Here is a 26,735-nt window from a genome sequence, read left to right as displayed (position 1 = left end):
TTCGGCTTTTTCCTGGGGTTCCCGCGATAACGCCTCATCGCGCCGGACGATCCATTGCACATCACGGCGGAACACCGCATGTTTCGGCGTCAAGACAAGAAAAATTGGGAGGCGCCGGATGCAGTGGAAGGTGGGCAGGGTCAAAATCACAAAAGTGGTCGAATTGGAGACAGTCGGCTCGACCCGTTTCATCCTGCCGCTCGCAGGCCACGAAGACATCCAAAAGCTGCCCTGGCTGATCCCGCATTTCGCCACCGAAGAAGGCCGGCTGAGAATGTCGATCCACTCGCTGGTGGTGGAGACGCCGACGCGCCGGATCGTGGTCGACACCGGCCTCGGCAACGACAAGCAGGGCCGCAACGTCCCGACCTGGAACAACCGCACGACACCGTTCCTGGAAACGATGGCCGCGGCCGGCTTTGCACCCGACAGCATCGACACCGTGCTGTGCACGCATCTTCACGTCGACCATGTCGGCTGGAATACGAAGCTGGTCGGGGGCCAATGGGTGCCAACCTTTGCAAACGCGCGCTACGTGTTCGGCAAGACCGAATACGAGCACTGGCGTGACCATTCCACCGAGCCGGACAAGGCCGCGGTGTTCAACGATTCCGTGCAGCCGATCGTCGCTGCCGGCAAGGCGGATCTGATCGCGAGTGACCATCGCCTGTCGGACGAGATCAGCATGATCCCGACCCCCGGCCACAGTCCCGGCCATATGAGCATTCTGATCCAGTCCGACGGCGAGCAGGGCCTGCTCACCGGTGACGTCGCCCATCATCCCTGCCAGATGGCGCATCTCGACTGGTCCTCGACCGCGGATTCCAACCAGGCGCGATCGGCCGAAACACGGCGCGAATTGTTCGGCCGCTTTGCCGATACGCCGACGCTGGTGATCGGCGGGCACTTCTCGGCCGGGCATATCAAGCGGGACGGGGACGCGTTCAGGTTCGTGGCGCTGGCGTAGGTCTCGTGCCCCGGATGCTGCGCAGCACGAAGTGATGCGCTGCTGAGCCGGGGCCCATGTCGCCACAATCTGGGTCCCGGCTCTGCGGAGCAGCGTTGCACGCTGCACCGCGTCCGGGACACGGTCGCGCCCATCGAATCCGTAAGCCTGCAATGCATGCCTTTTCGGCGGTTGAATTTCCCGCCGCCCTGTTCCATGAAGCTATTAACCGATCGGTCCAATCTCCAGGGAGAAACGAGAATGAAGCTTGTTCGTTACGGCGAAAAGGGTGCGGAAAAGCCCGGCCTGATCGACAAATCCGGCCAATTGCGCGACCTGTCGGCGCATGTGAAAGACCTCACGGGCGAGGCCTATTCACCTGAGAGCCTGAAGAAGCTGGCAGGCCTCGATCCGGCCTCGCTGCCGGCGGTCTCGGGCAAGCCGCGGTTCGGCGCTCCCGTCACCGGCATCTCGAAGTTCGTCGCGATCGGCCTCAACTACTCCGACCATGCCAAGGAGACCGGCGCCGATATTCCGAGCGAGCCGATCATCTTCATGAAGGCCAACACCTCGCTGTCCGGCCCGAACGACGCGGTCGAGAAGCCGCGCGGCTCGACCAAGCTCGACTGGGAGGTCGAGATCGCCGCAATCATCGGCACCCGCGCGAAGTACGTTTCGGAAGCCGACGCGCTGAACCACGTCGCCGGCTATTGCGTCTGCAACGACGTCTCCGAGCGCGCCTTCCAGATCGAGCGCCTGGGGCAGTGGACCAAGGGCAAGTCGCACGACACGTTCGGCCCGCTCGGGCCCTGGCTCACGACCAAGGACGAGATCAAGGACGTGCAGGACCTGTCGATGTGGCTGGACGTCAACGGCCAGCGCCGCCAGACCGGCTCGACCAAGACCATGATCTTCTCGATGGCCAAGTGCATTTCCTATGTCTCGCAGTTCATGACGCTGCTGCCCGGCGACGTCATCACCACGGGCACCCCGCCCGGCGTCGGCCTCGGCATGAAGCCGCCGACGTTCCTCAATGTCGGCGACGTCGTGACGCTCGGCATCGAGGGCCTCGGCGAGCAGCGCCAGGAGATCGTGGCGGCGTAAGGCCTCCGACCCTCATCCTGAGGAGCGCGCAACGCGCGCGTCTCGAAGGATGCGCCACAAGCATGGTCACCCGACGTTTGCGCCGGGTGACGAGAGACCATCCTTCTTGTCCATCCTTCGAGACGCGCGCCAAGAGGCGCGCTCCTCAGGATGAGGACCGTGTGTCTGGATAGAGGTTACTCCCATGAAACTCTCCTTCTCCCCCGCCTCGCCTTTTGCCCGCAAGGTGCGCATCGCCGCGATCGAGCTTGGGCTGATCGACAAGATCGAGTTCACGTCGGCGGCCGTCGCACCGGGCACGGCCAATGAGGACTATTCGAAGATCACGCCGCTGAAGAAGCTGCCGGTGCTGATCACCAATGACGGTGATGTGATCTTGGACTCCTATGTCATCGTCGAGTATCTCAACGAGATGGCCGGCGGCAGCCTGATCCCGGATTACGGCCGGGCACGCTGGAAGGCCAAGACCAATCACTCGCTGCTCAACGGCATGCTCGATTCCATGCTGCTGTGCCGCTACGAGAAGATGGTGCGGCCGCAGGGCCTGCAATGGCAGGCGTGGTCGGACGACCATTGGAACAGGGCCTGGACCGGCATGGCGCGCTTCGAGAATATGCCCGAGGTGCTGAACGGCCCGTTCGACATCTCGCAGATCGGCCTCGTCTGCGTGCTCGGCTATGCCGACTTCCGCTTCGCCGATTGCGGCTGGCGCAAGGCCTACCCCAAGCTCGACGCCTTCCATCAGAAGATGCTGGAGCGGCCCTCGGTGAAGATCTCGGTGCCGCCCGCCGCATAAATTACCGGAGTTCTCATGAGCCTGAAGTTCTCGGTCGGCGACCTCACCATCCATCGCATCATCGAGCAGGAAACCTCGTTCGTCCCGGCGCTGGAGATGATCCCCGGCCTGACTGCCGAGTTGCTGGCCGAGAACCGGGCCTGGATGCGCGAAGCGAAGGCGCTGGATGAGCAGGACGTTCTGCTGCTGTGCTTCCAGTCCTACGTGGTGAAGACGCCGCACCACACGATCCTGGTCGACAGCTGCATCGGCAACGACAAGCCGCGCCCCAATCGGCCGAAATGGAACATGAAGACCGACGACACCTATATGCGCGCGCTGGGCGCCGCCGGTTTCTCGCCTGGCGACATCGACTTCGTGATGTGCACGCATCTGCATGTCGACCATGTCGGCTGGAATACGCGGCTGGAGAACGGCCGCTGGGTGCCGACCTTCCCGAGGGCGCGCTACGTCTTCGCCAAGAAAGAATTCGACCATTGGTCCGCGGAAAACGCGAAGACGGAGATCCCGCCCTTCGCCGACAGCGTGCTGCCGGTGGTCGAGGCGAAGCGCCACGAGCTGGTCGGCAATGATCACCAGATCGGCGACCATGTCCGGATCCTGCCGACGCCCGGCCACACGCCGGGCCATATCGCCATCACCATGGGGCGCGGCAAGGACGACGCGGTGTTCTCCGGCGACCTCATGCACTCGCCGCTGCAGACGCTTTATCCAGAGCTGTCGATCAAGTTCGACGTCGATCCGGCCGCGGCGGCGACGACGCGCCGCGGTTTCCTCGAGCGCTATTGCGACACCGACACGCTGTGCTGCACGGCGCACTTCCCGTCACCGTCGGTGGGGAAGATCAAGCGCAAGGGCAATGGGTTCGTGTGCGCGGCGGTGTAGGAGCGCCCCTCTATCCTCCGTCATGCCCGGGCTTGTCCCGGGCATCCACGATCTTACAATCAACGCCAACAAGAGCGTGGATGGCCGGGACAAGCCCGGGCATGACGAGGAAACAATCATGACCGCACTCCCCGACATTCCCCTCCCCGCCGGCATCCGCTCGCGTTACCTCGACGGCATCAACGGCCTGCGGATGCATGTGCTCGAGGCCGGGTTCGAGAACAAGGGCCGTCCCTGCATCCTGCTGTTGCACGGCTTTCCGGAGCTCGCCTTCTCCTGGCGCAAGGTGATGCCGACGCTGGCCGCGGCCGGCTATCACGTGATCGCGCCGGACCAGCGCGGCTATGGCCGCACCATTGGATGGAGCGCGGATTACGACGGCGACCTCGCCCCGTTCTCGCTCCTCAATTTGGTGCGCGACGCGCTCGCGCTGGTGTCGGCCTTCGGTTACAGGCAGGTCGACTTGGCCGGGCACGATTTCGGCAGCCCGGTTGCGGCCTGGTGCGCGCTGATCAGGCCCGACGTGTTTCGCTCGGTGACGATGATGAGCGCGCCGTTCGGCGGAGCGCCGTCCTTGCCGTTCAACACAGTCGATGCGCCGGCCGGGCCTGCTGCGGAAGACCCCGTGCATCGCGAGCTGGCCGCGCTGCCCCGACCGCGCAAGCACTATCAATGGTACTACGCGACACGCGAAGCCAATGCCGACATGCAGCACGCGCCGCAGGGCGTGCATGATTTTGTCCGCGCCTACTACCACCACAAGAGCGCGGACTGGATCGACAACAAGCCGTATCCGCTGACATCGTGGTCGGCGAGCGAGCTTGCAAAACTGCCGACCTATTACGTGATGGACCTCAGCGAGACCATGGCCGAGACGGTGGCAAAGGAGATGCCCTCGCCGGCCGCGATCGCCGCCAACCAATGGCTGCCGGACAGCGACCTTGCCTATTACAGCGCCGAATATGGCCGCACCGGATTCCAGGGCGGCTTGCAATGGTACCGCTACGGCACCTCGGGCATGCTCAACAGCGAGATGCAGCTGTTTGCGGGACGCAGCATCGACGTGCCCTCGTGCTTCATCTCGGGCCGGCAGGATTGGGGCACTTATCAGCGCCCCGGCGTGTTCGAGGCCATGCAGGGGCGCGGCTGCACGAACATGCTCGGCTGCCATCTCGTCGACGGCGCCGGCCACTGGGTGCAGCAGGAGCAGCCGGCCGAGGTCAGCCGGCTGCTGCTCGACTTCCTCGCCAAGGCCGGCACGGCCTGATTTGACCCGGGAACGGCTGCCCCCTATATAGTTTAGAATAATTCTAAACTAAGATGACAGGGTTGCCGTGAAGACTTTTGCCGAACTGACCGAGCGCGAGGTGCTGGCGGTCGCGATCTCCTCCGAGGAGGAGGACAGCCGCATCTACATGACATTCGCCGAGGATTTGAAGGAACGCTATCCCGACTCGGCCAAGCTGTTCGAGCAGATGGCCGAGGAGGAACGCGGCCACCGGCACATGCTGCTGGAATTGTACGAGGAGCGCTTCGGCCCGCATCTGCCGCCGATCCGGCGCGAGGACGTCAAAGGGTTCCTGCGCCGCCGTCCGGTCTGGCTCACCAAGAACCTGTCGCTCGATGCCATCCGCAGGGAAGTCGAGACGATGGAGATGCAGGCGGAGCGCTTCTACGTGAAGGCCGCCGAACAGGCTCAGGACGTCGGCGTGCGCCGCCTGCTCGGCGATCTCGCCGAAGCCGAGAAGGGTCACGAGGAGACCGCCGCAAAACTGACGGGCGAGATCCTGAGCTCCGACGTCCGCGCCGAGGAGGATCGCACCAACCGCCGCATGTTCGTGCTGCAGTATGTGCAGCCCGGCCTTGCCGGCCTGATGGACGGCTCCGTCTCGACGCTGGCGCCGTTGTTTGCAGCGGCCTTCGCCACCCACCAGAACTGGCAGACCTTCCTGGTCGGTCTCGCCGCCTCGATCGGTGCCGGCATCAGCATGGGCTTTGCGGAAGCGCTCTCGGACGACGGCTCATTGACAGGCCGTGGCTCACCCTGGCTGCGTGGTCTCACTTGCGGGGCGATGACGACGCTCGGCGGGCTCGGCCACACCTTGCCCTATCTCGTGCCGGACCATTGGGCCAATGCATTCTGGATCGCGACCGCGATCGCCGGTGTCGTCGTGTTCTTCGAATTGTGGGCGATCGCCTTCATCCGCGCGCGCTACATGGACACGCCGTTCCTCCAGGCCGTGTTCCAGATCGTGCTCGGCGGCGCCATCGTGCTGGCGGTGGGGATATTGATCGGGGCGGCGTAGGCCGCGTCACACTCCGCTGTCATCGCCCGCGAAGGCGGGGAATCCAGTACGCCGCGGCGCATCGGTTCTATCACTGCTGTCACGGAATACTGGATCGCCCGGTCAAGCCCGGCGATGACACTGACTTCTTAACTCCGTTCGCTCCACCTCACCGGCACATCAATCGCGATCAAACAACCGTTGCGGCGTTCGGCCAAACTGCGCATCATCCCTGGACAACAAGAGCAGGAGACGCGCCGTGGCCAAATCGCAATGGAGTTTCAAGAGCGCGGTCGAGCTGTCGTCCGCGCTGGCGGCGAAGAAGGTGTCGTCGGTCGAACTCACGCAAGACGCAATCGACCGCATCGAGCGGCACGACAGCAAGGTCAATGCGATCTGCGTGCGGGATTTCGAGCGGGCGCTCGGTGCCGCGCGCGAGGCCGACGCTGCCTTGGGCCGCGGCGAGCGCAAGCCGCTGCTCGGCCTGCCCCTGACGATCAAGGAATCCTTCAACATCGCCGGCCTGCCGACGACCTGGGGCTGGCCGCCGCAAAAGGATTTCCGGCCGGCGGAGGACGCGCTGGCGATCGGGCGGGTGAAGAATGCCGGTGGCGTCATCCTGGGCAAGACCAACGTTCCCGTCGGGCTCGGGGATTGGCAGAGCTATAACGACATCTACGGCACGACGAACAATCCCTTCGATCTCGGCCGCACGCCCGGCGGATCGTCGGGCGGCTCGTCTGCCGCGCTCGCGGCCGGCTACGGGCCGCTGTCGCTCGGCTCCGACATCGGCGGCTCGCTGCGCGTGCCGGCCTTCCATTGCGGGGTCTATGCGCACAAGCCGACCTACAATCTCTGCCCGACGCGCGGCCATACGCCGCCGCCATTCCCGGCGATTCCGATGGAGCGCGACATGGCCGTGATCGGTCCGATGGCGCGGAGTGCCGCCGACCTGACGCTGCTGCTCGACGTGATGGCCGGCCCCGATCCGCTCGACCTCGGCGTCGGATACAGGCTCGCGCTGCCGGAGGCGCGCCATGCAGGACTGAAGGATTTCCGCCTGCTGGTGATCGACAGCCATCCGCTGCTGCCCGCCAATGCCGAGGTCCGCGGCGCGATCGAAAAGCTGGCCGGGCAGTTGACGCGCGCCGGCGCGAGCGTCGCGCGCGAAAGCCCGCTGTTTCCGGACTTCCGGGAGGCCTCGCGGCTCTACATGCGCATGCTGATGGGCTTTCTCGGCGCGTTCTTTCCGCCTGATATTCTCGCCGGCGCACGTGCCGGGGCGGCGCACCTTTCACCCGAGGACAAGAGCCTTGCGGCCGAGCGGCTGCGCGGCATGACCTCCAGCCATCAGGCCTGGGTGTTCGACGAGGGCGCGCGTGCCGGCCTGCGCGCGCAGTGGCGGCACTTGTTCAGGACATTCGACGCGGTGATCTGCCCGATCATGCCGACCCCGGCCTATCCGCATGATCATTCGCCGGAGCAGGAGAAGCGGCGGATCAATATCGACGGCAAGGATCATGTCTATCCGGACCAGCTCGCCTGGCCCGGCATCGCCACGCTGACGGGCCTGCCGGCGACGGCAGTCCCGCTCGGCCTGTCGAAGGATGGCCTGCCGGTCGGCGTCCAGATCATCGGACCGTTCCTCGAAGACCGCACGCCGCTCAAGCTCGCCGAGCTGATCGAACGCGAATTCGGCGGGTTCGTGCCGCCGAAGATGTTTGACGATTAGATCTTCCGTCATTGCGAGCGAAGCGAAGCAATCCAGAATCTTTCCGCAGCGGCAGTCTGGATTGCTTCGTCGCTTCGCTCCTCGCAATGACGGAGCAAAATGGCGTCGGGATTCGGGTTCGCGCTTCGCGCGCCCCGGAGGGACAGGGAGAGAGAACTGTGAGCGACGACCTCGAACAGCTTACCGCGCTCAACCGCGACTATGTCGCCTCCGTGCAGAACTGCGACGTCAAACGCTTCGACGAGATCCTGGCGCCGCAGTTCTATTGCTCCAATCCCGACAAGACGCTGATCAACCGCGCCGCCTTCCTGGAGCAGACGGCACGGCCGATCGCGATCCGCAATCTGCATGCCTACGATGTCATCATCCGCATCATCGGCGATTTCGCCATCATCCACGCCGCGACGAGCTACACAACGGCGGATGGACAGCGGGCGACCGGGCGGTACACCGATTGCTGGGCGAAGCTGAATGGCAAATGGCTGGCGGTCTCCGCGCACGTGTCGCGGTGAGGTGAGGTAAGCCAACCTCACATTGCGCTGTCATGCCCCGGCTTGACCGGGGCATCCAGTACTCCGCGGCCGCAGTTCGGTTACACAACTCCCGCCGCGGCGTACTGGATCGCCCGCCTTCGCGGGCGATGACACCGGTTTTGGAGCTGCGCCCGCGACGCCAGTGCTCAGCTATCGAACACGATCACGCTGCGCAGCGTCTTGCCGGCCTTCATGTTGGCAAAGCCTTCGTTGATCTCGCTGAGCTTCAGCTTGGCGGAGATCCAGTCTTCCAGATGCAGCCGTCCTCGCAAGTAGAAATCCACCAGGCGCGGCATGTCGACGCGAAAATGGTTCGAGCCCATCGAGGAGCCCTGGATCCGGCGCTCCCTGAGGAAATCGAAACCGTGCAGCTCGATCTTCTGGCCGAACGGGATCATGCCGACGATGGTGGCGGTGCCGCCGGAGGCGAGCATGCCGAACGCCTGCTCGGCGGTCTCCTTGCGGCCGAGCACCTCGAAGGAATGGTGCACACCACCATTGGTGAGATCGCGCACCTGCTTCACGACGTCGCCGTCGGCGGGATTGATGATGTCGGTAGCCCCCAGCTTGGTGGCAAGCTGCAGCTTGGCGGGATTGGTGTCGATGGCGATGATGCGGCCGGCGCCGGCGATCTGCGCGCCGTTGATCGCGGCCATGCCGACGCCACCGCAGCCGATCACCGCCACGGTCTCGCCCGCCGTCACCTTCGCCGTGTTCACCACCGCGCCGTAGCCGGTGATGACGCCGCAGCCGATCAGCGCGGCGAGATCGAGCGGCATCTCTTTCCGGATTTTGACGATGGCGTTCTCGTGCACGAGCATCTGCTCGGCGAAGGAGGACAGGTTGAGGAATTGGTGCAGCTTCTCCTGCCTGTTCCACTGCATCCGGTTCGACGCGCCCGGCAGCAGCTTCACCGTGGTGTCGGTGCAGAGCACGGTGCGGCCGGTGGTGCAGTTGTCGCAGGTGCCGCAGAACACGGACAGACAGGTGACGACGTGATCGCCCGGCTTGACGTAAGTGACGTCGGAGCCGACCTGCTCGACGACACCGGCGGATTCGTGCCCGAGCACCGCAGGCAGCGGATGCGGGTACAGGCCTTCCATGAAGTGCAGGTCCGAATGGCAGAGGCCGGCGACCGAGGTGCGGATCAGCACCTCGCGCGGGCCGGGCTTCGGCAGGCTGACATCCTCGATGACCAGGGGCTTGTTGACTTCATAGAGGACGGCGGCCTTCATCGAGCACTCCCTATCGCGTTTCTTGGTTCGAGCGTGGAGCGCAGCCTACGCTGCCAGAACCAGTTCGCCAACCTCGCTCATGCCGGCATCGCGATCTCCCAGCAGCAGCGCGGCGATCCTGGCTTGCGTCGCATTTTCCGTCAGCCGGAACGGATCGCTCGGCGACACCCGATGATCGATTACGAGCCGCGACAGCAGCAGCCGGCGGGCATCGCCGCGCCTGTCGTGGATGCGCTGCGCCTCCCAGGCGAGCGCGACCGCGCTGGCGACATGATAGAGCACGCTGGTGGCACGCCGCGCGTCGGCTTCGTTCTCGGACTTGGCCGCGACCTCGCGCGCGAAACCGACGGCGCGATCGACGAGGCCGCGCAGATTGTCGCGCCAGGCCTGCGGTACGGACGTGCTGTCGTCGAGTCGCGCATGCAGATCGGCAGCCAGCGCGGATTCCGCGCCATGGCGCCCGACCGCGCGCCGGAGCGCGTCGATCGCGACGATGTTGCCGGTGCCCTCCCAGACCGAGCCGAGATGCGCGTCGCGCAGCAGGCGCGGCGTGGCGAATTCCTCGATATAGCCGATGCCGCCGCGCATCTCGAGCGCATCGCCGCAGACCTTTCGCGCATCGCGCGTGGCGCGGAATTTCAGCGTCGGCGTCAAGATGCGCAGCAACGCCGCCGCATCCTGGCTGCCGGCCTCGGCACGGTCGAGCGCATCGGCCGTGAGAAAACTCATCGACAGCGCCTGCTCGACCGGCAGCATGATCTTCAGCATCTGGCGACGGCCGAGCGGCAGGTCGATGATGCGGCTGCCGAACACCACGCGGTTCTTCGCCACCGTCATCGCGTCGTGATAGGCGCGGCGCATCAGCGCGGTGGATTTGACGCCGTTGGACAGCCGCGACGAGTTCACCATCTCGGCCATCTGCACGAAGCCGCGGTCGAGCTTGCCGACCGCATAGGCGATCGCGCCTTCGAGCTTGATCTCGCCCGAGGCCATCGAACGGGTGCCGAGCTTGTCCTTCAAACGCACGATCCGGTAGTGGTTCTGCGAGCCGTCGTCGAGGAAGCGCGGCATCAGGAACAGGCCGACGCCGCGCGTGCCGGGGCCGGCGCCTTCAGGACGCGCCAGCAGCATCACCACCTTGGCGTCGGCATTCGAGCAGAACCATTTTTCGCCATAGAGCCGCCAATGGTCGCCCTCCTGCACCGCGCGCGTGGTCAGCGTGCCGACATCGGAGCCGCCCTCTTTCTCGGTCATGAACTGGCCGCCTTGGGTCAGCTTGCTCATATCGGTCGAGGTCAGGCCGTCGAGGTATTTTGCCTTCAACGCCTCGCTGCCGAAATTCGCCAGCAGCTTGGCGCAGCCGTCGGTGACGTTGATCGGGCAGCCCATACCGAATTCGGTCTGGTTGAACAGGAAGGTGAAGGCGTGCTTGGCGGCCACGGGATATTTGTCCGGCCAGCCCATGATGCCCTTGCGGATCGAGAGCGCGTGGATGCCGAACTCGCCGAACGCGGCATTCTCGAGCTCGCGATAGGCCGGATGATATTCGATCGACTGCGCGTCGCGGCCGAACTTGTCGCGCTGGTGCAGCACCGGCGTGTGGCGGTCGGCAAGCCGCGCGCATTCGTCGAGACGGCCGCCGGCGAGCTCGCCGAGCCGATCGAGATGCGGCTCCATGTGGCGAAACAGCGGCTCCGGCAGATGGATGCGCAAGAGATCCGTCAGCGCGGGATCGGCGCGATAGAAATTCATGCCGCTGGTATCGGGCGCCAGCAGGCCGGACGGTGCGGCCGCGACATCTTTCGGCTGGGCTTGGACCGGCTTGTGCATGATCGTCCTCTATCGTTTCCGCCTTGCGGACATTTTGCGCTGATTTGGCGCTTGCCGCTTGAGATGATGTCGATCATGCTCCAGCCGCGGGGGGCGATAAAGCCGCAAATTGTCAGGGAGGCATGATCGCAGTGAAGGAGCAATTCGCTCTGCGGAATTGTGATCGCGCCGGCTGGTTGTTCGCGCAAGCCATGCATAGATCAACGTCTCCCTGCCCCAAAGAGATCACGCCATGGAACATCCGAAGTACAAGATCGCCCTCATCGTCGGCGCCGGCGAAGGCTTGAGCGCCTCGCTGGCGCGGCTGCTCGCCGCGCAAGGCATCCGCGTCGCGCTGGCCGCGCGCAAGATCGAGAAGCTGGGCGCGCTCTGCAGCGAGACCGGCGCCAAGGCCTATGCCTGCAACGCGGCGGAGCCGGAGGAGGTCGAGCGGCTGTTCGGCCTCGTCGAGCGCGAGATCGGCACGCCCGACCTCGTGGTCTACAACGCCAGCGGCCGCACCCGCGGGCCGTTCGTCGATCTCGTTCCGGCCGACGTCGCCAATGCCATCGCGATCAGCGCCTATGGCGGCTTCCTGGTGGCGCAGCAGGCCGCCAAGCGCATGCTGCCGAACAAGCACGGCGCGATCCTGTTCACCGGTGCTTCGGCCAGCGTCAAGGGCTACGCGCAATCGGCCTCCTTCGCGATGGGCAAGTTCGCGCTGCGCGGCCTCGCGCAAAGCATGGCGCGCGAATTGTCGCCGCAGGGCATTCACGTCGCTCATTTCGTCATCGACGGCGGCATCCGCAGCGCGGCGCGAACGGAGTCCGATGACAAGCCGGACTCGATGCTCGATCCCGATGCGATCGCGGAGAGCTATTGGAACGTGCTGCAGCAGCCGCGCAGCGCCTGGACCTGGGAGCTGGAGCTGCGGCCCTGGGTGGAGAAGTTTTGAGGCACTAAAGCAACAACAACCGTCATTGCGAGCGAAGCGAAGCAATCCAGAGATGTCTCCGCGGAAACGGACTGGATTGCTTCGTCGCACCAGTGCAAAATTGCTTCGCAATTTTGTCACGGGCTCCTCGCAATGACGAAGGGAGAGAGCGGACATGACCACGGAAACCACCATCGATACCGGCACGAGCGAGCTCCTCTGCGTCATCCGCGACCGCGTCGCGATCATCACGCTGAACCGACCGGAGGCGCGCAATTCGCTGTCGGATGCGCTGACGCCGGCGCTGCGCACGATGATCCGCAGCTGCGGCGAAAACCCTGACGTCGGCGCCCTGCTGCTCACCGGCGCGGGTGAAGCCTTCTGCGCCGGCGGCAACGTCAAGGGCATGGGCGCGCATCGTGACCCGAAGAAGCTGGAGATGTCGCTGGAGGATCGCATCGCCGATCTGCAGGAGCGGCAGCGGCTGCTGACGGGCGCGTTGGTGTCGGTACGCAAGCCGACCATCGCCGCCCTGCCCGGCCCCGCGGTCGGCGCCGGGCTCGCAATCGCCATGGCCTGCGACATCCGCATCGCCGCGCAATCGGCCTTCGTCGCCACCGGCTATGCCCGCATCGCGCTGTCAGGCGATTACGGCATTGCCTGGCTGCTGACGCGGCTGGTCGGCACCGCACGAGCGCGCGAATTGATGTTCACCGGCGACCGCGTCGATGCCGCGCGCTGCGAGGCGATCGGCCTCGTCAACCGCGTCGTGCCCGACGACAAGTTGCAGGCCGAGGCCTTCGCGCTGGCAAAGTCGCTCGCCGAAGGCCCGCGCCTCGCGCTGCGCTACATGAAGGACAATCTCGACGAGGCCGTGCTGTTCGACTTCGAGACCGCCAGGGACCACGAAGCCGAGCGCCTGATCCGCCTGACCACGACCGCCGACCACAAGGAGGCGGTGCAAGCGTTCATCGAGAAACGGAAGGCGGTGTTCACGGGGAAGTAGGGCGAACAAGATCAATTGGTGCGGAGCGGTACATATTCACGCTTCAAACGATTCATTTCATCGGGATCGTTCAAGAGCTCCAGTTGCCGATTGCTGAGCAGACCGGCGCTGCATTCACCCAATACAGCATCGATTCGCCCCCGATAGAGGATCCGCTTGCTAGAGAATTCAATAGTCCTCGATGGATCAGCAAAGTCGTTCCGATATGCAGCGACGGCGACAATCTTGCCGGCAGACCACGCCGAGCTTGATAGCTTGCCGATACAACTCTGATCGCACCATTCCTGGCGAATGACGACGGCCCTACGATCCTTCGACCTCGTAAATAGTTGCCCTTTCAAGATTTGAACGCGATCGAAAACGAGCAGACTGAGTGGGATATTCGTCTTGCGAATGTCGGACAGATAGCGCACCGAGACGACGCGCCCGCGAAAGATGATCGGCACGCTATCCAATCGATAGACATCCGTCCTGTCCTTGGCTTCCCGGCGCTGCTGCTCGATTGGGATTTCATCGCTATCGGCAACTCTTGACCACATGCTCGGCGACGGAACTGGACAATCCAGTGCCTCCACTCTCCCTACACAAGCGAGCAAAACGGATAACGAAATTGCAGGGATCGCGACGCGCATATGACAATCGGGTTCTTCAAGCTCGCCGAGACGACAGGCAAGGCGGCCAAACCGCGCCCATGCGGTACGCTAGAGACCTCTCGGGCGCTTGACAACTAGCTGACCTACGCGAGCCGAGGCGGGCCCTCATCGAAAAGCGGAAGGCAGTGTTCATGGGGACGTAACGTCGTTCGAAATCTCTGACCGTCACCCTGAGGTGGCCGCTTCTTCAGCGGCCCTCGAAGGGCGACGACCCGGCTGCTTCTGCGGGAGCTGCGCGGAAGCAGCGGGGCCCCTCATCCTTCGAGGCTCCCCATGGGACGCACGCGTCCCATGCCTCGCACCTCAGGATGACGGATCGCATACCTGCAAAAAAATGCCCGGCGCTGGATGACCAGGCCGGGCTCTCAGTGGTGTCAGGCCGAGGCTGAGGGGCGTTCGGCCTGACGGGAAAGTGCGGCGAGGCGCCAGCTGGCGCAGGGAATGTCTTTCGGTGCGATCGAGATTTCCTTGTCGAAGCGCACCAGCTTCCAGTCATCGGGGTGATTGACGAAGGCGAAGCCGGATTTGCGCGCGAGCGAGACCATGGCCTCGTTGGAGCGCAGCGTATCGCCGAACATGTGCTCGGCACCAAGCGCAGCGGCGCGGCATTCGAGGTTCTTCATCAGCGCGGTCGCGATGCCATGGCCCTGCCAGCGGTCGTGGACCGAGAGACCGAATTCGAGCGTGAGGGTTTCGGCGTTGAGCGCGTAGCGCGCTTCGGCGACGATGGTCTCGAAGCCGTCCACCATCATGGTCGCGACTACGGTGAAGCGGTCGCGCTCGCCGATCTCGAGGAAATCGTGCAACAGCCCCTTCGGCAATTCACTGATGGCGCCGAAGAAGCGGTTGTAGCGGGAGCGGGTCGAGAGGGAACGGAAATAGTGCTGAAGCTCGTCGGTGTCGCGCGGTTCGACGAAGCGCACATTGAGCACCGTGCCGTCGCGGGTGCGCAGCGTGTCCGAATATTGCTTGAGGTCTTCCAGGCGAAGCGCGCTCATGACACATGCCATGCGAAAGAGGGACCGCCGGCGCCCCTCTGATGAGGCGGCGCCGGCCTGGCGGCCAATCAGGCCCGCCAGAAGGGTTTGTCGGCCTCAAAGGCGATGTCGCTCCAGGACAGTCCGACGTCCTGGAGATCGCGGGCGGTCCAGCTGGTGAGCTCGCGCCGGGTCCGGTAGCGCTCGTGCCAGACGTGAAGCGTCTCGCCTAGCTGCTGGATCAGCCCTGGCGCATGATGATTTGTCATCGAGTTGTGGGTCAAAGTAGACATTTTCAGCTCCTGGAGCTAACTTGAGCGCCAATATCTGCTTCCTATTGCACCGCGACAAACGACAATTTGTACCCCTTCGCATGAAATAACGTCATGTATCCTGCTGCCAGATGACTGCCAGATTGCCCTCCCTGAACGGATTGCGGGCGTTCGAGGCCGCCGCGCGCCATCTCAGCTTCACGCTGGCGGCCAGCGAGCTGAACGTGACGCAGACCGCGATCAGCCATCAGATCCGCCGGCTCGAGCAGGAGCTCGGCATCCGCCTGTTCATCCGGCAGAATCGCGCGCTGGCGCTGACGCCGGAGGCGCGCGATTACCTGCCGGGCGTTCGTGCCGCCTTCAACGATCTTCGCCTCGCCACCGACCGTCTGCTGCGCAAGGACGACGACAAGGTGCTGACGGTCTCGACGCTGGCTTCGCTCGCCGCGAAATGGCTGCTGCCGCGCCTCGCGGATTTTCAGGAGCAGCATCCCGGCATCGACGTGCGCATCACCACCTCGACCAGCCTCGTCGATTTCCAGCGTGACGATGTCGATGCCGCAATCCGCTACGGCCGCGGCCAATGGCCGGGCCTGCGCGCCGACTGGCTGATGGCGGACGAGCTTTTTCCGGTGTGCAGTCCTTCGCTACTGCGCGGCGACAAGGCGCTGCGGCGGCCCGAAGACCTGCGAAACCATCCGCTGCTGCACACCTCCAACGCCAACAGCGACGACTGGCGGCTCTGGCTCACCGCGGCGGGACTGCCGGCCGATATCGCGCGGCAACCCGGCATCACCTTCGACATGATCTTCATGACCCTCCAGGCCGCGATCGACGGCATCGGGGTCGCGATGGGGCGCACCTCCTACGTGCAGGACGACATCGCCAAAGGCCGGCTCGTGGTGCCTTTCAAGATCGCGCTGCCGGCCGACGCGGGCTTCTATCTCGTCGCGCCGGAGGGGCGCCGCGAAGCGCCGAAGCTGGCTGCGTTCCGCCAATGGATGATTGCTGCAACGCAAAACAAGGGCTGAAGAATCAGCAGCTTTTCCGCAAAGCGGGATTGACTCGTCCCGCCCTGCGCGGGAAGGGGTAGGACAGATTGTCGCAGCATCAATCTGTTGCCTTGCCGTGAAATGATTTCCGGTCCGGCCACGCCTTTCCAAGGGGAGTAACACCATGGCTGGACCAGCCGCCTCGACCAATCCGCCCGAGATCAAGTCGCGCATCGGCGCGATCCTGCGCGCAACCAGCGGCAATTTCCTCGAGCAGTTCGACTTCTTCCTGTTCGGCTTCTACGCCGCCGCGATCAGCAAGGCGTTCTTCCCCTCCACCAACGAGACGGCGTCCCTGCTCAACACGTTCGGCGTGTTCTGGCTCGGCGCGTTGATGCGTCCGGTCGGCGCGATCGTGCTCGGGGCCTATATCGACCGCATCGGCCGCCGCCAGGGCCTGATCGTCACGCTCGGCATCATGGCCGTCGGCACCGTCGTCATCGCGTTCTGCCCGAGCTACGCGACGATCGGCATCGCAGCGCCGGTCATCGTGCTGATCGGCCGGCTGCTGCAGGGCTTCTCCGCCGGCGTCGAGCTCGGCGGCGTGTCGGTGTATCTGTCGGAGATCTCGACGCCCGGCAATCGCGGCTTCTACACCTCGTTCCAGTCGTCGAGCCAGCAGGTCGCGATCTTCGTCGCATCGATCCTCGGCTATCTCCTCTCCGAGGTGATGCCGGCCGACACCGTCGCGGCCTGGGGCTGGCGCATTCCGTTCTTCGTCGGCTGCCTGATCATTCCCTTGATCTTCTTCCTGCGGCGGACGCTGGAGGAGACGCCGGCCTTCCTCGCCATGAAGAAGCACCCGACCGCGGGCGAAGTGTTCGCCTCCGCGCTCGCCAACTGGCGCATCGTCATCCTCGGCATGATGATCGCGGTCCTGACCACGACCACGTTCTACTTCGTCACGGTGTACACGCCGACCTTCGGCAAGACCGTGCTGAAGCTCTCGACGCAGGATGCGCTGCTGGTGACGCTGCTCGTCGCCGTCAGCAATTTCTTCTGGAATCCGGTCGGCGGCGCGCTGTCCGACCGCATCGGCCGCAAGCCGGTTCTGATCACCATCGCCTGCCTGTCGCTGGTGACGGCCTATCCAGCGCTGCACTGGCTGGTGGCGGCGCCGAGCTTCGGCAAGCTGCTCGCGGTCGAGATGATGTTCTCGTTCTATTTCGGCGTCTACAGCGGCACCATGCTCGGCGCCCTGGTCGAGCTCGTGCCGGCGCATGTGCGCACCACCTGCTTCTCGCTGGCGTTTGCGCTCGCCGCCGCGCTGTTCGGCACCTTCACGCCGTTCGCCTCGACCTGGTTGATCGAGCGCACCGGCGACAAGGCCTCACCCGGCTTCTGGCTGATGTTCGCCGCGCTGCTCGGCATCATCGCGGCCTCGACGGTCTATCGCGGCGGCGGCAAGGCCGTGCCGACATACGACACGGCCGCGGAGCCGGTTGCGGGGCATTAAGGGCGGTGTCATTCCGGGGCGCCTCGAAGAGGCGAGCCCGGAATCCATCGCGAGACAGGAGTGCTTGGAGACATGGATTCCGGGCTCGCGCTACGCGCGCCCCGGAATGACGGCGGCGGCCTACAGCTCCACCACCACGTAATCGCTCTCGATGCTCACCGGAATTGTCTCGGCGACATACGGGCCCTTCACCACGTTCGTCCCCGGCTCGACGTGAGCCGGATAGGCCTTCACGCGGAAGCGGCGGGGATCGCAATAGGACTGGCCGGTGCGGATGTCGAACTCCCAGCCGTGCCAGGGGCAGCGGATGATCTCTCCCAGCTTCGTGTATTCGATCTCGCCGGGCTCGCTCGATTGCGCGAGGCCGATCAACGGGCCCTCGCACAAAGCCGCGCCCTGATGCGGGCAGCGGTTCATCAGGCCGAAATATTCGCCCTTGACGTTGAAGACCGCGATCGGCCGTCCGTCGATCTCCAGGAATTTTCGCGTGCCCGGCGGCAGCTCATCCACCGAGGCAATAACGTGACGCGCCATCAAGCAATCCCATACAGCTTGCGCGCATTGCCGAGATAGAACGCTTCGCGATTGGCGTCGCTGACGCCAGCCGGCAGCACGCGCGAGGGCTCGTCATAATCCCAATGCGGATAGTCGGTGGCGAACAGGAGCCGGTCCCAGCCGATCCAGTTGATAACGTCGAACAGATCCTCGCGCCGCTCCGGGTCCTCCATCGGCTGCGTCGTCCACCACACCTGCTCGCGGATATATTCGGACGGTGGCCGTTTGACATGCGGCACCTCGCTGCGCAGCCGCTGCCAGACCTTGTCGAGCCGCCATGCCAGTGACGGCGCCCAGCCGAAACCGGCCTCGATCATCACCATCTTCAGTTTCGGGAAGCGCTCGAACACGCCTTCCAGCACGAGGCTCGCCAGCGCAGATTGCTGGCACTGCGAGTGCCCCACCATCTCCTCGATGTAATAGGACGGCCAGCCCGACGGCGTGATCGGATTACCGCCGAAGCCGAAGGCGTGAACGCCGACGGGAAGGCCCGCTTCTTCCGCGGCCTGATAGATCGGCCAATAGCGGCGCTGCCCGAGCGGCTCGACATTGCGGCTGAGCAGCAGTACCTGGACGAAATTCTTGTCCCCTGCGCGCTCGCGGATCTCGGCGGCGGCCGACAGTCCATCCTCATTGCCGACGACGATGGAGGCCTTCAGGCGCTTGTCCTTGCTGGTCCATTTGTCGATCTGCCAGTCGTTGATCGCCGAGCACAACGCCGCCGAGAGCTCGTGATTGCGGATGCCCTGCCCGGTGTTGAGCGGGTTGAGCACGCCGAGCTGGATATTGTTGGGATCGAGCAGCTGCTTCTGCATGAAGGAGAGCGAGGAGCCCTGCGGCCCGCCTTCCGGCGGATAGGCGTCGCGGCGCGAGGCGTTGGGCTGGGCCTTCGGATAGGGCGGGCCTTCCATCATGCCCTGATAGGCATGAACGCCGTAGACCTCGAGGTGATGCTGCCAGCGTTTGGCGAGATAGGGGTAGAGCTCGGTGCGGGTGGCGCGTGCCGGATGGATGTCGCAGTCCGCGATCGCGGCTTTGACGGTCAGAGGGGAAGCGGCTTCTTGGCTCTCGCGAAACTGGATATTCATCGCCTTGCCTCCTTGGCAGCGGGCTCATTTCAGGCGGGGATAGGTCGCATGCGGATTGTCGATCATGATCTTGTGCACGAGATCGGGGGACAGACCTTCGGGCAGCGCGTCCTGGCCATCGAACTGCCAGTGCGGATAGTCCGTGGAGAATAGGACCAATTCGTCGGACTGCATATGATCAAACAGGCGATTTAATGTCGCCCCGTCCGGCGGCGCATCAAACGGCTGTAACGAGAAGCGGATGTTGCTGCGCACAATGTCGATCGGCGCGCGATCCACCCACGGCGTCTCCATCCGCACGCCGCGCCAGAATTTGTGCAGCCGCCAGAGATAGGGCGAGATCCAGGAGACGCCGGATTCCAGCATCACCATCTTCAGGCGCGGGTATTTGGCGAACACGCCCTCGACGATCAGGCTGGTGAGCTGGGTCTGGAACGCCTGGGCCTGACCGACATAGTCCTCGATGTGGTAGGAACCCCAACCCACAGCAGTCGGCGGATTGTGATAGGCGGAACCGGCGTGGATCCCGACGGGCAGGTTCAGCCGTTCCGCGGCCTCGTAGATCGGCCACAGTGCGCGCTTGCCGAGCGGCGTGTCGCCCATCACGAGCATCAACACCTGCACGAAGCGCTCATCCTGCGCGCAGCGCTCGATCTCGGCGACGGCTTTCTCGATGCTTTGCGTCGGGATCACGATCGAGCCACGCAGCCGCTTGTCGCGATCGAGCCATTCTTTCGCGAGCCACTCGTTCAGCGCGCGGCAGAAAGCGGCCTGCATGTCCTCGGAAAACACCATCTGCACGCCGTAGAGTGGATTGCAGATGGCGTAGCTGAGCTGGAAGGGATCGAGCACATGCCGCTGCATGTCCTCCAGGCTCTCGCCGGGCTTGCCGGTCTCCGGCCGCCAGTCGGGCCGCGCCACGATTGGCGAATTCTGCGGATAGGATTGCGAGATGAGGTCGACCATGCCGCGCGTCGTCACCTGATCGCGCCAATAGTCGTTCAGGTAAGGCAACAGGCTGGTCAGATGCGGCACGGCCGGATGCAGATCGCAATCCACCCCGCCGGCGATCAGGGACGCCATGACGTCTCCCTTCTCACGTTTCCTCACACGTCTCTTCTTGTGCCCGCCATTCAAGCAGGCCTGCCCGCCGCCCGCAACTCGGCCAAGCGTCCTGTCATATGCTAGGAAGGCTGAGCTCGGTTGCGAAGGAACAGGGGTTGCGGAATGAAACAGCTCGTCGGCATTGCGGAACAGGTCGCCGCCAAACTGATTGCGCGCAAGCAGACCATCGCAGTCGCGGAATCCTCCACCGGCGGCCTGATCGCTGCCAGCCTGCTCGCGGTGCCCGGCGCCTCCGCCTATTTCCTCGGCGGCGCGGTGGTTTACACCCGCGATGCCCGGCGCGTGCTGATGGATATTTCGGACGAAGGAATGAAGGGCTTTCGCTCCTCGTCCGAACCCTACGCACAACTGCTCGCCGGGCAGATGCGAACGCGCTTCGGCAGCGACTGGGGCCTGTCCGAGACAGGTGCCGCCGGCCCCACCGGCAACCGCTACGGCGACGCCGCCGGCCACAGCTGCATGGCGGTCGCGGGACCGGCATCGGAAGTGATGACACTGGAAACGGGTGACAACGACCGGTTCGGCAACATGCAGCTGTTCGCGGCGACGGCGCTGACGCTGTTGCTGAGGAAGCTGGAGGGGTGACGGCAGAGAGTATGGCGCCTCACCCCCCCAGATGCCGCATGAAGATCCGCACCACATAGCCCTGCACCCGCGGCGCCTCGTCGTAGATCTCCGAAGCGATCCGCTCGATGGTCTCGCGCAGCGACAGGAACTGCGCCTGCCGCGCGATGCTTTCGGTGCCCTGCATGCCCGCGAGCTCATCCATGGCAGCGTCGCTGATCTGGCAATGTACCGCCTCGCCCTCGTTCAGCATGGTGAAGCGAAAGGCCAGCCGTTCGAGGTCATGGCCGATGATCCTGTCGCGCGTCAGCGGCATCCAATTGTCCCGTTCGCACCCCCGAACGGGACAATGATGAAAATCGCGCCGGTTGTCAGCAGCAAAGAGACGCTTCGTCCTACTGGAAGCTCACCTCGGCAAAGCTGCGCAGCTTGCGCGAATGCAGCCGCTCCGATTCCTGCTGCTTGAGCCGCTCCAACGCCTTCAGGCCGATCTCCAGATGCTGGCCGACTCTGCGGCGGTAGAACTCGCTGGCCATGCCTGCGAGCTTGATCTCGCCGTGCAGCGGCTTGTCGGAGACGCACAGCAGCGTGCCGTAGGGTACGCGGAAGCGGTAGCCGTTGGCGGCGATCGCGGCCGATTCCATGTCGAGTGCGACCGCGCGCGACTGCGACAGGCGGCGGATCACCTCGGGGCCGGAGATCTCCCAGTTGCGGTTGTCGACGCTGGCGACGGTGCCGGTGCGCATCAGGCGCTTGAGCTCGAAGCCTTCGAGACCGGTGACGTCCTCGACCGCCTCCTCCAGCGCGACCTGCATCTCGGCGAGTGCCGGGATCGGCACCCATAGCGGCAATTCGCGGTCGAGCACGTGATCCTCGCGTACATAGCCGTGCGCGAGCACATAGTCGCCGAGCCGCTGCGTGTTGCGCAGGCCCGCGCAATGGCCGAGCATCAGCCAGGCATGCGGTCGCAGCACGGCGACGTGGTCGGTGACGTTGCGCGCATTGGACGGACCGGTGCCGATGTTGATCAGCGTGATGCCGCGATAGCCTGGCGCGACCAGATGGAAGGCCGGCATCTGCGGCGCACGCACCGGCGGCGAGCCGCTGGTGGCGCCGCCATTGCGCGTGATGATGTTGCCTGGCGCCACGAAGGATTCGAGGCCCGCCTCGCCGGACTGAAGCCGCTGCTGGCAGGCTTGCGCGAAGGCATCGACATAGAATTGGTAGTTGGTGAAAATGACAAAATTCTGGAAATATTCGGGATCGGTGCCGGTGTAGTGATAGAGCCGGCGCAGCGAGTAATCCACGCGCGCGGCACGGAACAGCGATAGAGGCCTCGGCGCACCAGGCCGCAGCTCGAACGTGCCGTCGGCGATGGAATCGTCCATGGTGGCGAGATCAGGCACGTCGAACGCATCGCGCAGCGATCTCGCGACCGGCGAATTCTCGCTGGTAGTGATGGCGGCCTCGATGTTGATGTCGCGGCGATAGGCGAAGTGGATCGGAATCGGCTCGTCGGACTCGCCGATTTCGACGGGCACGCCGTGGTTCTGGATCAGCAATCCGATCTGCTCGACGAGGTAGCTGCGGAACAGATCCGGCCGCGTCACGCTGGTCTCGTGCACGCCGGGCCCGGCGACGAAGCCATAGGCGAGCCGCGAATCCAGCCGCGCATGTGTCGCGGTGGTGATGCGCACGAAGGGGTAATAGGCCCGCACCTGCGCCGTGATCGTCTCGCCGCCGACATAGGCTTCGAACCTGTCGCGCAGGAATTTTGTGTTGCGCTCGTAGATCTCTTCGAGGCGGGCGACGGACGCAGATGCGTCAGAGAAGGATTCGGTGGCGATGGTGGGGAGAGATTGCATGGTTCGACCGCCCGGGCTGCTGTTTACAATCGCAGTATAGCAAAGTGGCAGCCAAGTCGTCATTGCGAGCGAAGCGAAGCAATCCAGAATCCCTCTGCGGGAACAGACTGGATTGCTTCGCTACGCTCGCAATGACAGGTGAGAATGACGCGCTTTCGCGCGTCACTTCTCCCTGAACGCGCGCATCAGCTGGTCGTGCAGCGGCTTCATCAGATAGGACAGCATGGTGCGGTCGCCGGTCTGGACGAAGGCTTCCACGGGCATGCCGGGAATCATCTTGACGTCGCCGAGGCGGGCGATCTCCGCGGCCGGCATCGAAACGCGGATGGTGTAGTAGCTCTGGCCGGTGCGCTGGTCCGTGGTGACGTCGGGCGAGACGCGGCTGACGAGGCCGTTGAGCTCGGGCGTCGTGCGCTGGTTGAACGCGGAGAGCCGCAGCAGCGTCTTCTGGCCGATCTGGAGCTTGTCGATGTCGACCGGGTTGACCTTGGCCTCGACCTGGAGATCGTCGGCCTGCGGCACGATCAGCATCAGCGCATCGCCGGCGGTGACGACGCCGCCGACCGTGTGCACGTTGGATTGCAGCACCATGCCGTCCTGCGGCGCGCGGATGTCGATGCGACGAAGCTGGTCCTCGGCCGCGACCTTGCGCTCGATCAGCTCGCCGATCTTGTCGTTGGTCTCGCGCAGGTCCTTGGAGACCTCGCTCACCACGTCCTTGTCGACCTGGATGATCTGCAGCTCGGTCTCGGTGATCTTGCCCTTGGCCTGGGCGCGCGAGGCAACGTACTGCGCGCGCTCGCCGTTGAGGCGTGCCGAATCACGTTCGAGCTGGGTCAGGCGCGAAATCTGCACCAGACGCTTGTCGTAGAGCTCCCGCACGCCGGTGAGCTCGTTCTGCACCAGCGCGATCTCCTGGTCCTTGGCCTTCTCCTGGGCGCTGAGACCGGAGATTTCCTCGTTGAGCTGCGTGATACGCTCGCGAAGCTGCGCCTTCTGTCCGGTGCGGCCATTGACGCGGACGTCGAACAGCTTGGTTTCGGCGGAGAGCAGCAGCTTGACGTCAGGGTCGTTGGCGCGTTCATTCAGCGATTGCGGAAACTCGATGCTGTCGACGCCGCGCTGCTCGGCCTGCAACCGCGCCGCGCGCGCTTGCGCAGCGTCGAGATTCTTGGTGACGATGGCGAGGTTCGCCTTGGTGACGGTGTCGTCGAGCCGCACCACGATGTCGCCGGCCTTGACCAGATCGCCGTCGCGGGCACGCACCTCGCCGACCACGCCGCCGGTCGGATGCTGCACCTTCTTGACGTTGGATTCGACCACGATCTGTCCCGGCGCGATCAGCGCGCCCGAGATCAGCACGGTCGAGGACCAGCCGCCGAGACCGACGACCAGGACCAGGACGATGCCAAGTCCGAGCAGCAAATGGAACTTGATCGACTCGCGCACGGTCTTCTTCGCGGCAGGCTTCGCGCCGCCGATGGCCATCGTGCTCATGGTTTGGCCACTCCGCCTTCGCTGACGATCTTGATCGGGGCCGGCGGCGCCACGCGCGGCTGCAGCACCTGGGCGAGCACCTGTTCCTTCGGACCGAACGCCTGCATGCGGCCGTCGCGCAGCACCAGGACCAGGTCGACCGCCTCGACGCCGATCGGCCGGTGCGCCACCACGATGACGATGGCGCCGCGCTCGCGGGCGGCGCGGATGGCGCGGGTCAGCGCCTCATCGCCTTCGGTGTCGAGATTGGAGTTGGGCTCGTCCAGCACGATCAGGAAGGGGTTGCCATAGAGCGCGCGCGCGAGCGCCACGCGCTGGGCCTGGCCGGCCGAGAGCGCTGTGCCCTGCTCGCCGACCTGGGTGTTGTAGCCCTCGCGCATCTTGATGATCATCTCGTGCACGCCGGCTTCCTTCGCCGCCGCGATGATGCCGTCGGACGTCGCCTCGGGATCGAACCGGCTGATGTTCTGCGCGATGGTGCCGCCGAACAATTCGACGTCCTGCGGCAGATAGCCGATATGGCGGCCGAGCATGTCGGACGACCATTGGTCGAGCGCCGCGCCGTCGAGCCGCACCTTGCCGCGCACCGGCTGCCAGACCCCGACCAGCGCACGGATCAGCGACGACTTGCCGGAGCCGCTCGGGCCGATCACGCCGAGGCCGTTGCCCGCGGCGAGCGCGAAATTGATGTCCTGCACGACGAGGCGCTGGTCACCGGGCGGCACCATGGCGACGCCCTCGACGGAAAGCCGGCTCGTCGGCGCCTGCAATTGGGTCGGCATTGCCTGCGCCGGGATCTGCTCCAGCAGGCGCGTGAGGCGGTGCCAGCTCTGGCGCGCCGCGACGAAGGATTTCCAGTGCGCGATCGCGAGATCAACGGGCGCCAGCGCGCGGGCGGAGAGGATCGAGCCGGCGATGATGATGCCGGCGGTCGCCTCCTGGTGGATGACGAGATAGGCGCCGACCGCGAGCACGGCCGATTGCAGCATCATGCGCAGCACCTTGGCGACCGCGCCAAGACCGCCGGCCACGTCGCTGGCGCGCTGATTGCCGGCGAGATATTTTTCGTTGGCCTCGCTCCAGCGCTGGTTCATCCGGCCCGCCATGCCCATCGACACCATGACTTCGGCGTTGCGGCGACTGGCCTGGGCGAGATCGTTGCGCTGCGCGGCGAGGCCCATCGCGTCCTTTGCCGGCTGGCGGGACATGAACTCGGTAACCAGCGTCAAGCCGACCAGGATGATGGCGCCGACCAGGGCAGTGACGCCGATCATGACGTGGAAGGCGAAGCAGATGGCGAGGTACAGCGGCAACCAGGGCAGATCGAAGAACGCGCTCGGGCCCATGCCGCCGAGGAAGGAGCGGACATTGTCGAGATCGCGCAGCGGCTGCAGGCCTTCATTGCGGTTGCCGACCAGGAGGGGCAGGCGCACGATGGTGTCGAACACGCGCTTGTTGAGGGCCTCGTCCAGCGCGGTGCCGATCCGCCCGAGGATGCGGTTGCGGATCATGTCGAGCACGCCCTGCGCCATATAGAGGAAGCTGGCGAGGATGATCAGGCCCACCAGGGTCGGGACGCTGCGGCTCGGCAGCACTCGGTCGTAGACCTCGAGCATGAAGATCGACCCTGTCAGATAGAGCAGGTTGATCATGCAGCTCATCAAGCCAACGCCGACGAAGGCGGTGCGACACGCGCGCAAGGCGTCACTGAGCTCTGAACGGCGGACGCCTGGACCGGCTGCCATCAGTCTGATCTCTTTCAGGTGGGGGCCAAAGCCCCTGATTTCACTGTTGATTCAGGGTACGCACCCCGAATTAACATCATGTTGGCGCGGCGTCCAACGCGGGCCGGGCTCATCCGGAGCCCGTAGGCCACATCTACCCCTGACGGCCCTGCACGCAAGTCCGGTATTTCACAGTCTTTGCGGCTTTTTGGTGCAAGGCGGCCGCCCCTCCCCGAGCTCAGGGAAAGGCGGCCAGTTCCGATCGATCGTACCAGGCGCGTTGCTAGAGCCGGCCGCCGCCGCGCACCAGCCGCACCACCAAGAGCAAGATCACCGCGCCGATGGCGGAATAAATGATCTCGGAGACCAGGCCGGTGCCGAGGCGGATGCCCAGCTTCGGAAACAGCAGGCTCGCCACCAGCGCACCGCAGATGCCGATCACGATGTCGCCGATGATGCCGAACCCGGCGCCCCGCACGATCTTGCCGGCCAGCCAGCCGGCGACGAGGCCGACGAACAGGATGACGAGCAGGCCTTCATTGGAAATGTGCATCAGTAAGGTCCCTCTCCGTGAACGGCCACATGGAACGGGAACCGGGATGAATGGGGTGTGAATGGTGGGCGCGGGCTCGCATTGCCGCG

Annotated in this window: 26 protein-coding genes; 13 read left to right on the top strand and 13 right to left on the bottom strand. The window is 64.8% G+C overall.

Annotated elements, in window-relative coordinates; all coding sequences use genetic code 11:
* Positions 1–118 precede the first annotated feature (118 nt).
* The 8 genes from QRQ56_RS21000 (at position 119) to QRQ56_RS20965 (ending at position 8,260) form a co-directional block, all read left to right on the top strand.
* On the top strand, positions 119–967 hold the full coding sequence (locus QRQ56_RS21000) for an MBL fold metallo-hydrolase (protein WP_438742781.1): 849 nt from the start codon (positions 119–121) through the stop codon (positions 965–967).
* Positions 968–1,207: 240 nt separating this feature from the next.
* Positions 1,208–2,050 (top strand): fumarylacetoacetate hydrolase family protein, encoded by an 843-nt coding sequence (locus tag QRQ56_RS20995; protein WP_438742780.1) that lies wholly within the window; start codon positions 1,208–1,210, stop codon positions 2,048–2,050.
* Positions 2,051–2,234: 184 nt separating this feature from the next.
* On the top strand, positions 2,235–2,846 hold the full coding sequence (locus tag QRQ56_RS20990; RefSeq protein ID WP_438742779.1) for a glutathione S-transferase family protein: 612 nt from the start codon (positions 2,235–2,237) through the stop codon (positions 2,844–2,846).
* A gap of 15 nt (positions 2,847–2,861) precedes the next feature.
* Entirely contained in the window at positions 2,862–3,731 is an 870-nt protein-coding gene (locus tag QRQ56_RS20985; protein WP_438742778.1) for an MBL fold metallo-hydrolase, read from the top strand.
* 118 nt (positions 3,732–3,849) lie between these two features.
* On the top strand, positions 3,850–4,998 hold the full coding sequence (locus QRQ56_RS20980) for an alpha/beta fold hydrolase (protein WP_438742777.1): 1,149 nt from the start codon (positions 3,850–3,852) through the stop codon (positions 4,996–4,998).
* A 67-nt stretch (positions 4,999–5,065) separates the two neighbouring features.
* Positions 5,066–6,037: an iron exporter MbfA gene (gene mbfA, locus QRQ56_RS20975; RefSeq protein WP_438742776.1), complete on the top strand. Its 972-nt coding sequence runs from the start codon at positions 5,066–5,068 to the stop codon at positions 6,035–6,037.
* A gap of 238 nt (positions 6,038–6,275) precedes the next feature.
* On the top strand, positions 6,276–7,748 hold the full coding sequence (locus tag QRQ56_RS20970) for an amidase (protein WP_438742775.1): 1,473 nt from the start codon (positions 6,276–6,278) through the stop codon (positions 7,746–7,748).
* A 158-nt stretch (positions 7,749–7,906) separates the two neighbouring features.
* Positions 7,907–8,260 carry a nuclear transport factor 2 family protein gene (locus QRQ56_RS20965; protein ID WP_438742774.1) on the top strand — a complete coding sequence of 118 codons (354 nt, stop codon included), beginning with the start codon at positions 7,907–7,909 and terminating at the stop codon, positions 8,258–8,260.
* Between the two features lie 167 nt (positions 8,261–8,427).
* Here the strand turns inward: QRQ56_RS20965 and QRQ56_RS20960 are convergent, their stop codons facing one another.
* Both QRQ56_RS20960 and QRQ56_RS20955 read right to left on the bottom strand, forming a co-directional pair.
* Positions 8,428–9,516 (bottom strand): Zn-dependent alcohol dehydrogenase, encoded by a 1,089-nt coding sequence (locus QRQ56_RS20960; RefSeq protein WP_097662194.1) that lies wholly within the window; start codon positions 9,514–9,516, stop codon positions 8,428–8,430.
* Between the two features lie 45 nt (positions 9,517–9,561).
* Entirely contained in the window at positions 9,562–11,346 is a 1,785-nt protein-coding gene (locus QRQ56_RS20955; protein ID WP_438742773.1) for an acyl-CoA dehydrogenase family protein, read from the bottom strand.
* Between the two features lie 232 nt (positions 11,347–11,578).
* Here QRQ56_RS20955 and QRQ56_RS20950 point away from each other — a divergent pair, with 232 nt between their 5' ends.
* Positions 11,579–12,280 (top strand): SDR family oxidoreductase, encoded by a 702-nt coding sequence (locus QRQ56_RS20950; RefSeq protein ID WP_438742772.1) that lies wholly within the window; start codon positions 11,579–11,581, stop codon positions 12,278–12,280.
* A 154-nt stretch (positions 12,281–12,434) separates the two neighbouring features.
* A complete protein-coding gene (locus tag QRQ56_RS20945) occupies positions 12,435–13,265 on the top strand; it encodes an enoyl-CoA hydratase (RefSeq protein WP_438742771.1) in 831 nt (276 codons plus the stop codon).
* An 11-nt stretch (positions 13,266–13,276) separates the two neighbouring features.
* On the opposite strand, the gene QRQ56_RS20940 is transcribed toward QRQ56_RS20945, so the two are convergent.
* From QRQ56_RS20940 to QRQ56_RS20930, 3 genes are all read right to left on the bottom strand, one after another.
* A complete protein-coding gene (locus QRQ56_RS20940; protein WP_438742770.1) occupies positions 13,277–13,897 on the bottom strand; it encodes a hypothetical protein in 621 nt (206 codons plus the stop codon).
* Positions 13,898–14,292: 395 nt separating this feature from the next.
* Positions 14,293–14,916, bottom strand: coding sequence for a GNAT family N-acetyltransferase (locus QRQ56_RS20935; RefSeq protein WP_438742769.1), 624 nt, complete (start codon positions 14,914–14,916; stop codon positions 14,293–14,295).
* Between the two features lie 68 nt (positions 14,917–14,984).
* Positions 14,985–15,188: a DUF1127 domain-containing protein gene (locus QRQ56_RS20930; protein ID WP_438742768.1), complete on the bottom strand. Its 204-nt coding sequence runs from the start codon at positions 15,186–15,188 to the stop codon at positions 14,985–14,987.
* A 110-nt stretch (positions 15,189–15,298) separates the two neighbouring features.
* Between QRQ56_RS20930 and QRQ56_RS20925 the strand changes: the two genes are divergently transcribed.
* Positions 15,299–16,198 (top strand): transcriptional regulator GcvA, encoded by a 900-nt coding sequence (locus QRQ56_RS20925; protein WP_438742767.1) that lies wholly within the window; start codon positions 15,299–15,301, stop codon positions 16,196–16,198.
* Positions 16,199–16,343: 145 nt separating this feature from the next.
* Entirely contained in the window at positions 16,344–17,675 is a 1,332-nt protein-coding gene (locus QRQ56_RS20920) for an MFS transporter (RefSeq protein ID WP_438742766.1), read from the top strand.
* Positions 17,676–17,795: 120 nt separating this feature from the next.
* On the opposite strand, the gene QRQ56_RS20915 is transcribed toward QRQ56_RS20920, so the two are convergent.
* The 3 genes from QRQ56_RS20915 to QRQ56_RS20905 are packed head-to-tail and all read right to left on the bottom strand — an operon-like array spanning position 17,796 to position 20,401.
* Entirely contained in the window at positions 17,796–18,209 is a 414-nt protein-coding gene (locus tag QRQ56_RS20915; RefSeq protein ID WP_438742764.1) for a Rieske (2Fe-2S) protein, read from the bottom strand.
* Entirely contained in the window at positions 18,209–19,318 is a 1,110-nt protein-coding gene (locus tag QRQ56_RS20910; RefSeq protein ID WP_438742762.1) for an amidohydrolase family protein, read from the bottom strand. The genes QRQ56_RS20915 and QRQ56_RS20910 overlap by 1 nt, the downstream gene beginning before the upstream one ends.
* Positions 19,319–19,342: 24 nt before the next feature.
* Positions 19,343–20,401, bottom strand: a complete 1,059-nt coding sequence (locus QRQ56_RS20905) for an amidohydrolase family protein (protein WP_438742760.1) — start codon at positions 20,399–20,401, stop codon at positions 19,343–19,345.
* Between the two features lie 144 nt (positions 20,402–20,545).
* On the opposite strand from QRQ56_RS20905, the gene QRQ56_RS20900 reads away from it, so the two are divergent.
* The gene (locus QRQ56_RS20900) at positions 20,546–21,028 is read left to right on the top strand and encodes a CinA family protein (protein ID WP_438742758.1); all 483 of its coding nucleotides are present in this window, start codon (positions 20,546–20,548) and stop codon (positions 21,026–21,028) included.
* 19 nt (positions 21,029–21,047) lie between these two features.
* Here QRQ56_RS20900 and QRQ56_RS20895 read toward each other — a convergent pair whose 3' ends face one another.
* The 5 genes from QRQ56_RS20895 to QRQ56_RS20875 all read right to left on the bottom strand — a co-directional run bounded on the left by QRQ56_RS20895 (position 21,048) and on the right by QRQ56_RS20875 (position 26,646).
* Complete coding sequence (locus QRQ56_RS20895) at positions 21,048–21,323, bottom strand: DUF1488 family protein (RefSeq protein WP_438742756.1); 276 nt, start codon at positions 21,321–21,323, stop codon at positions 21,048–21,050.
* Positions 21,324–21,402: 79 nt separating this feature from the next.
* On the bottom strand, positions 21,403–22,872 hold the full coding sequence (locus QRQ56_RS20890) for an AMP nucleosidase (RefSeq protein ID WP_438742754.1): 1,470 nt from the start codon (positions 22,870–22,872) through the stop codon (positions 21,403–21,405).
* A gap of 162 nt (positions 22,873–23,034) precedes the next feature.
* Positions 23,035–24,369 (bottom strand): HlyD family type I secretion periplasmic adaptor subunit, encoded by a 1,335-nt coding sequence (locus tag QRQ56_RS20885; protein ID WP_438742752.1) that lies wholly within the window; start codon positions 24,367–24,369, stop codon positions 23,035–23,037.
* Positions 24,366–26,114 carry a type I secretion system permease/ATPase gene (locus QRQ56_RS20880; protein ID WP_438742750.1) on the bottom strand — a complete coding sequence of 583 codons (1,749 nt, stop codon included), beginning with the start codon at positions 26,112–26,114 and terminating at the stop codon, positions 24,366–24,368. The genes QRQ56_RS20885 and QRQ56_RS20880 overlap by 4 nt, the downstream gene beginning before the upstream one ends.
* 262 nt (positions 26,115–26,376) lie before the next feature.
* Positions 26,377–26,646 (bottom strand): GlsB/YeaQ/YmgE family stress response membrane protein, encoded by a 270-nt coding sequence (locus QRQ56_RS20875; RefSeq protein WP_438742748.1) that lies wholly within the window; start codon positions 26,644–26,646, stop codon positions 26,377–26,379.
* Between the last annotated feature and the right edge of the window lie 89 nt (positions 26,647–26,735).

This window comes from Bradyrhizobium sp. U531 (genome assembly GCF_051710265.1).
Classification (GTDB): Bacteria; Pseudomonadota; Alphaproteobacteria; order Rhizobiales; family Xanthobacteraceae; genus Bradyrhizobium.
The sequence above is the reverse complement of the archived record's forward strand: the minus strand, read 5'-3'. Positions and strand labels throughout refer to the sequence as shown.

What these genes read in the sequence shown, in the direction of transcription:
- QRQ56_RS20930 (WP_438742768.1), bottom strand. Translation starts at nt 15,188, where the DNA reads ATGTCTACTTTGACCCACAACTCGATGACAAATCATCATGCGCCAGGG.
- QRQ56_RS20895 (WP_438742756.1), bottom strand. Translation starts at nt 21,323, where the DNA reads ATGCCGCTGACGCGCGACAGGATCATCGGCCATGACCTCGAACGGCTG.
- QRQ56_RS20920 (WP_438742766.1), top strand. Translation starts at nt 16,344, where the DNA reads ATGGCTGGACCAGCCGCCTCGACCAATCCGCCCGAGATCAAGTCGCGC.
- QRQ56_RS20985 (WP_438742778.1), top strand. Translation starts at nt 2,862, where the DNA reads ATGAGCCTGAAGTTCTCGGTCGGCGACCTCACCATCCATCGCATCATC.
- QRQ56_RS20995 (WP_438742780.1), top strand. Translation starts at nt 1,208, where the DNA reads ATGAAGCTTGTTCGTTACGGCGAAAAGGGTGCGGAAAAGCCCGGCCTG.
- QRQ56_RS20945 (WP_438742771.1), top strand. Translation starts at nt 12,435, where the DNA reads ATGACCACGGAAACCACCATCGATACCGGCACGAGCGAGCTCCTCTGC.
- QRQ56_RS20935 (WP_438742769.1), bottom strand. Translation starts at nt 14,916, where the DNA reads ATGAGCGCGCTTCGCCTGGAAGACCTCAAGCAATATTCGGACACGCTG.
- QRQ56_RS20900 (WP_438742758.1), top strand. Translation starts at nt 20,546, where the DNA reads ATGAAACAGCTCGTCGGCATTGCGGAACAGGTCGCCGCCAAACTGATT.
- QRQ56_RS20925 (WP_438742767.1), top strand. Translation starts at nt 15,299, where the DNA reads ATGACTGCCAGATTGCCCTCCCTGAACGGATTGCGGGCGTTCGAGGCC.
- QRQ56_RS20890 (WP_438742754.1), bottom strand. Translation starts at nt 22,872, where the DNA reads ATGCAATCTCTCCCCACCATCGCCACCGAATCCTTCTCTGACGCATCT.
- QRQ56_RS20905 (WP_438742760.1), bottom strand. Translation starts at nt 20,401, where the DNA reads ATGGCGTCCCTGATCGCCGGCGGGGTGGATTGCGATCTGCATCCGGCC.
- QRQ56_RS20950 (WP_438742772.1), top strand. Translation starts at nt 11,579, where the DNA reads ATGGAACATCCGAAGTACAAGATCGCCCTCATCGTCGGCGCCGGCGAA.
- QRQ56_RS20910 (WP_438742762.1), bottom strand. Translation starts at nt 19,318, where the DNA reads ATGAATATCCAGTTTCGCGAGAGCCAAGAAGCCGCTTCCCCTCTGACC.
- QRQ56_RS21000 (WP_438742781.1), top strand. Translation starts at nt 119, where the DNA reads ATGCAGTGGAAGGTGGGCAGGGTCAAAATCACAAAAGTGGTCGAATTG.
- QRQ56_RS20980 (WP_438742777.1), top strand. Translation starts at nt 3,850, where the DNA reads ATGACCGCACTCCCCGACATTCCCCTCCCCGCCGGCATCCGCTCGCGT.
- QRQ56_RS20955 (WP_438742773.1), bottom strand. Translation starts at nt 11,346, where the DNA reads ATGCACAAGCCGGTCCAAGCCCAGCCGAAAGATGTCGCGGCCGCACCG.
- QRQ56_RS20960 (WP_097662194.1), bottom strand. Translation starts at nt 9,516, where the DNA reads ATGAAGGCCGCCGTCCTCTATGAAGTCAACAAGCCCCTGGTCATCGAG.
- QRQ56_RS20915 (WP_438742764.1), bottom strand. Translation starts at nt 18,209, where the DNA reads ATGGCGCGTCACGTTATTGCCTCGGTGGATGAGCTGCCGCCGGGCACG.
- QRQ56_RS20940 (WP_438742770.1), bottom strand. Translation starts at nt 13,897, where the DNA reads ATGCGCGTCGCGATCCCTGCAATTTCGTTATCCGTTTTGCTCGCTTGT.
- QRQ56_RS20875 (WP_438742748.1), bottom strand. Translation starts at nt 26,646, where the DNA reads ATGCACATTTCCAATGAAGGCCTGCTCGTCATCCTGTTCGTCGGCCTC.
- QRQ56_RS20885 (WP_438742752.1), bottom strand. Translation starts at nt 24,369, where the DNA reads ATGAGCACGATGGCCATCGGCGGCGCGAAGCCTGCCGCGAAGAAGACC.
- QRQ56_RS20990 (WP_438742779.1), top strand. Translation starts at nt 2,235, where the DNA reads ATGAAACTCTCCTTCTCCCCCGCCTCGCCTTTTGCCCGCAAGGTGCGC.
- QRQ56_RS20880 (WP_438742750.1), bottom strand. Translation starts at nt 26,114, where the DNA reads ATGGCAGCCGGTCCAGGCGTCCGCCGTTCAGAGCTCAGTGACGCCTTG.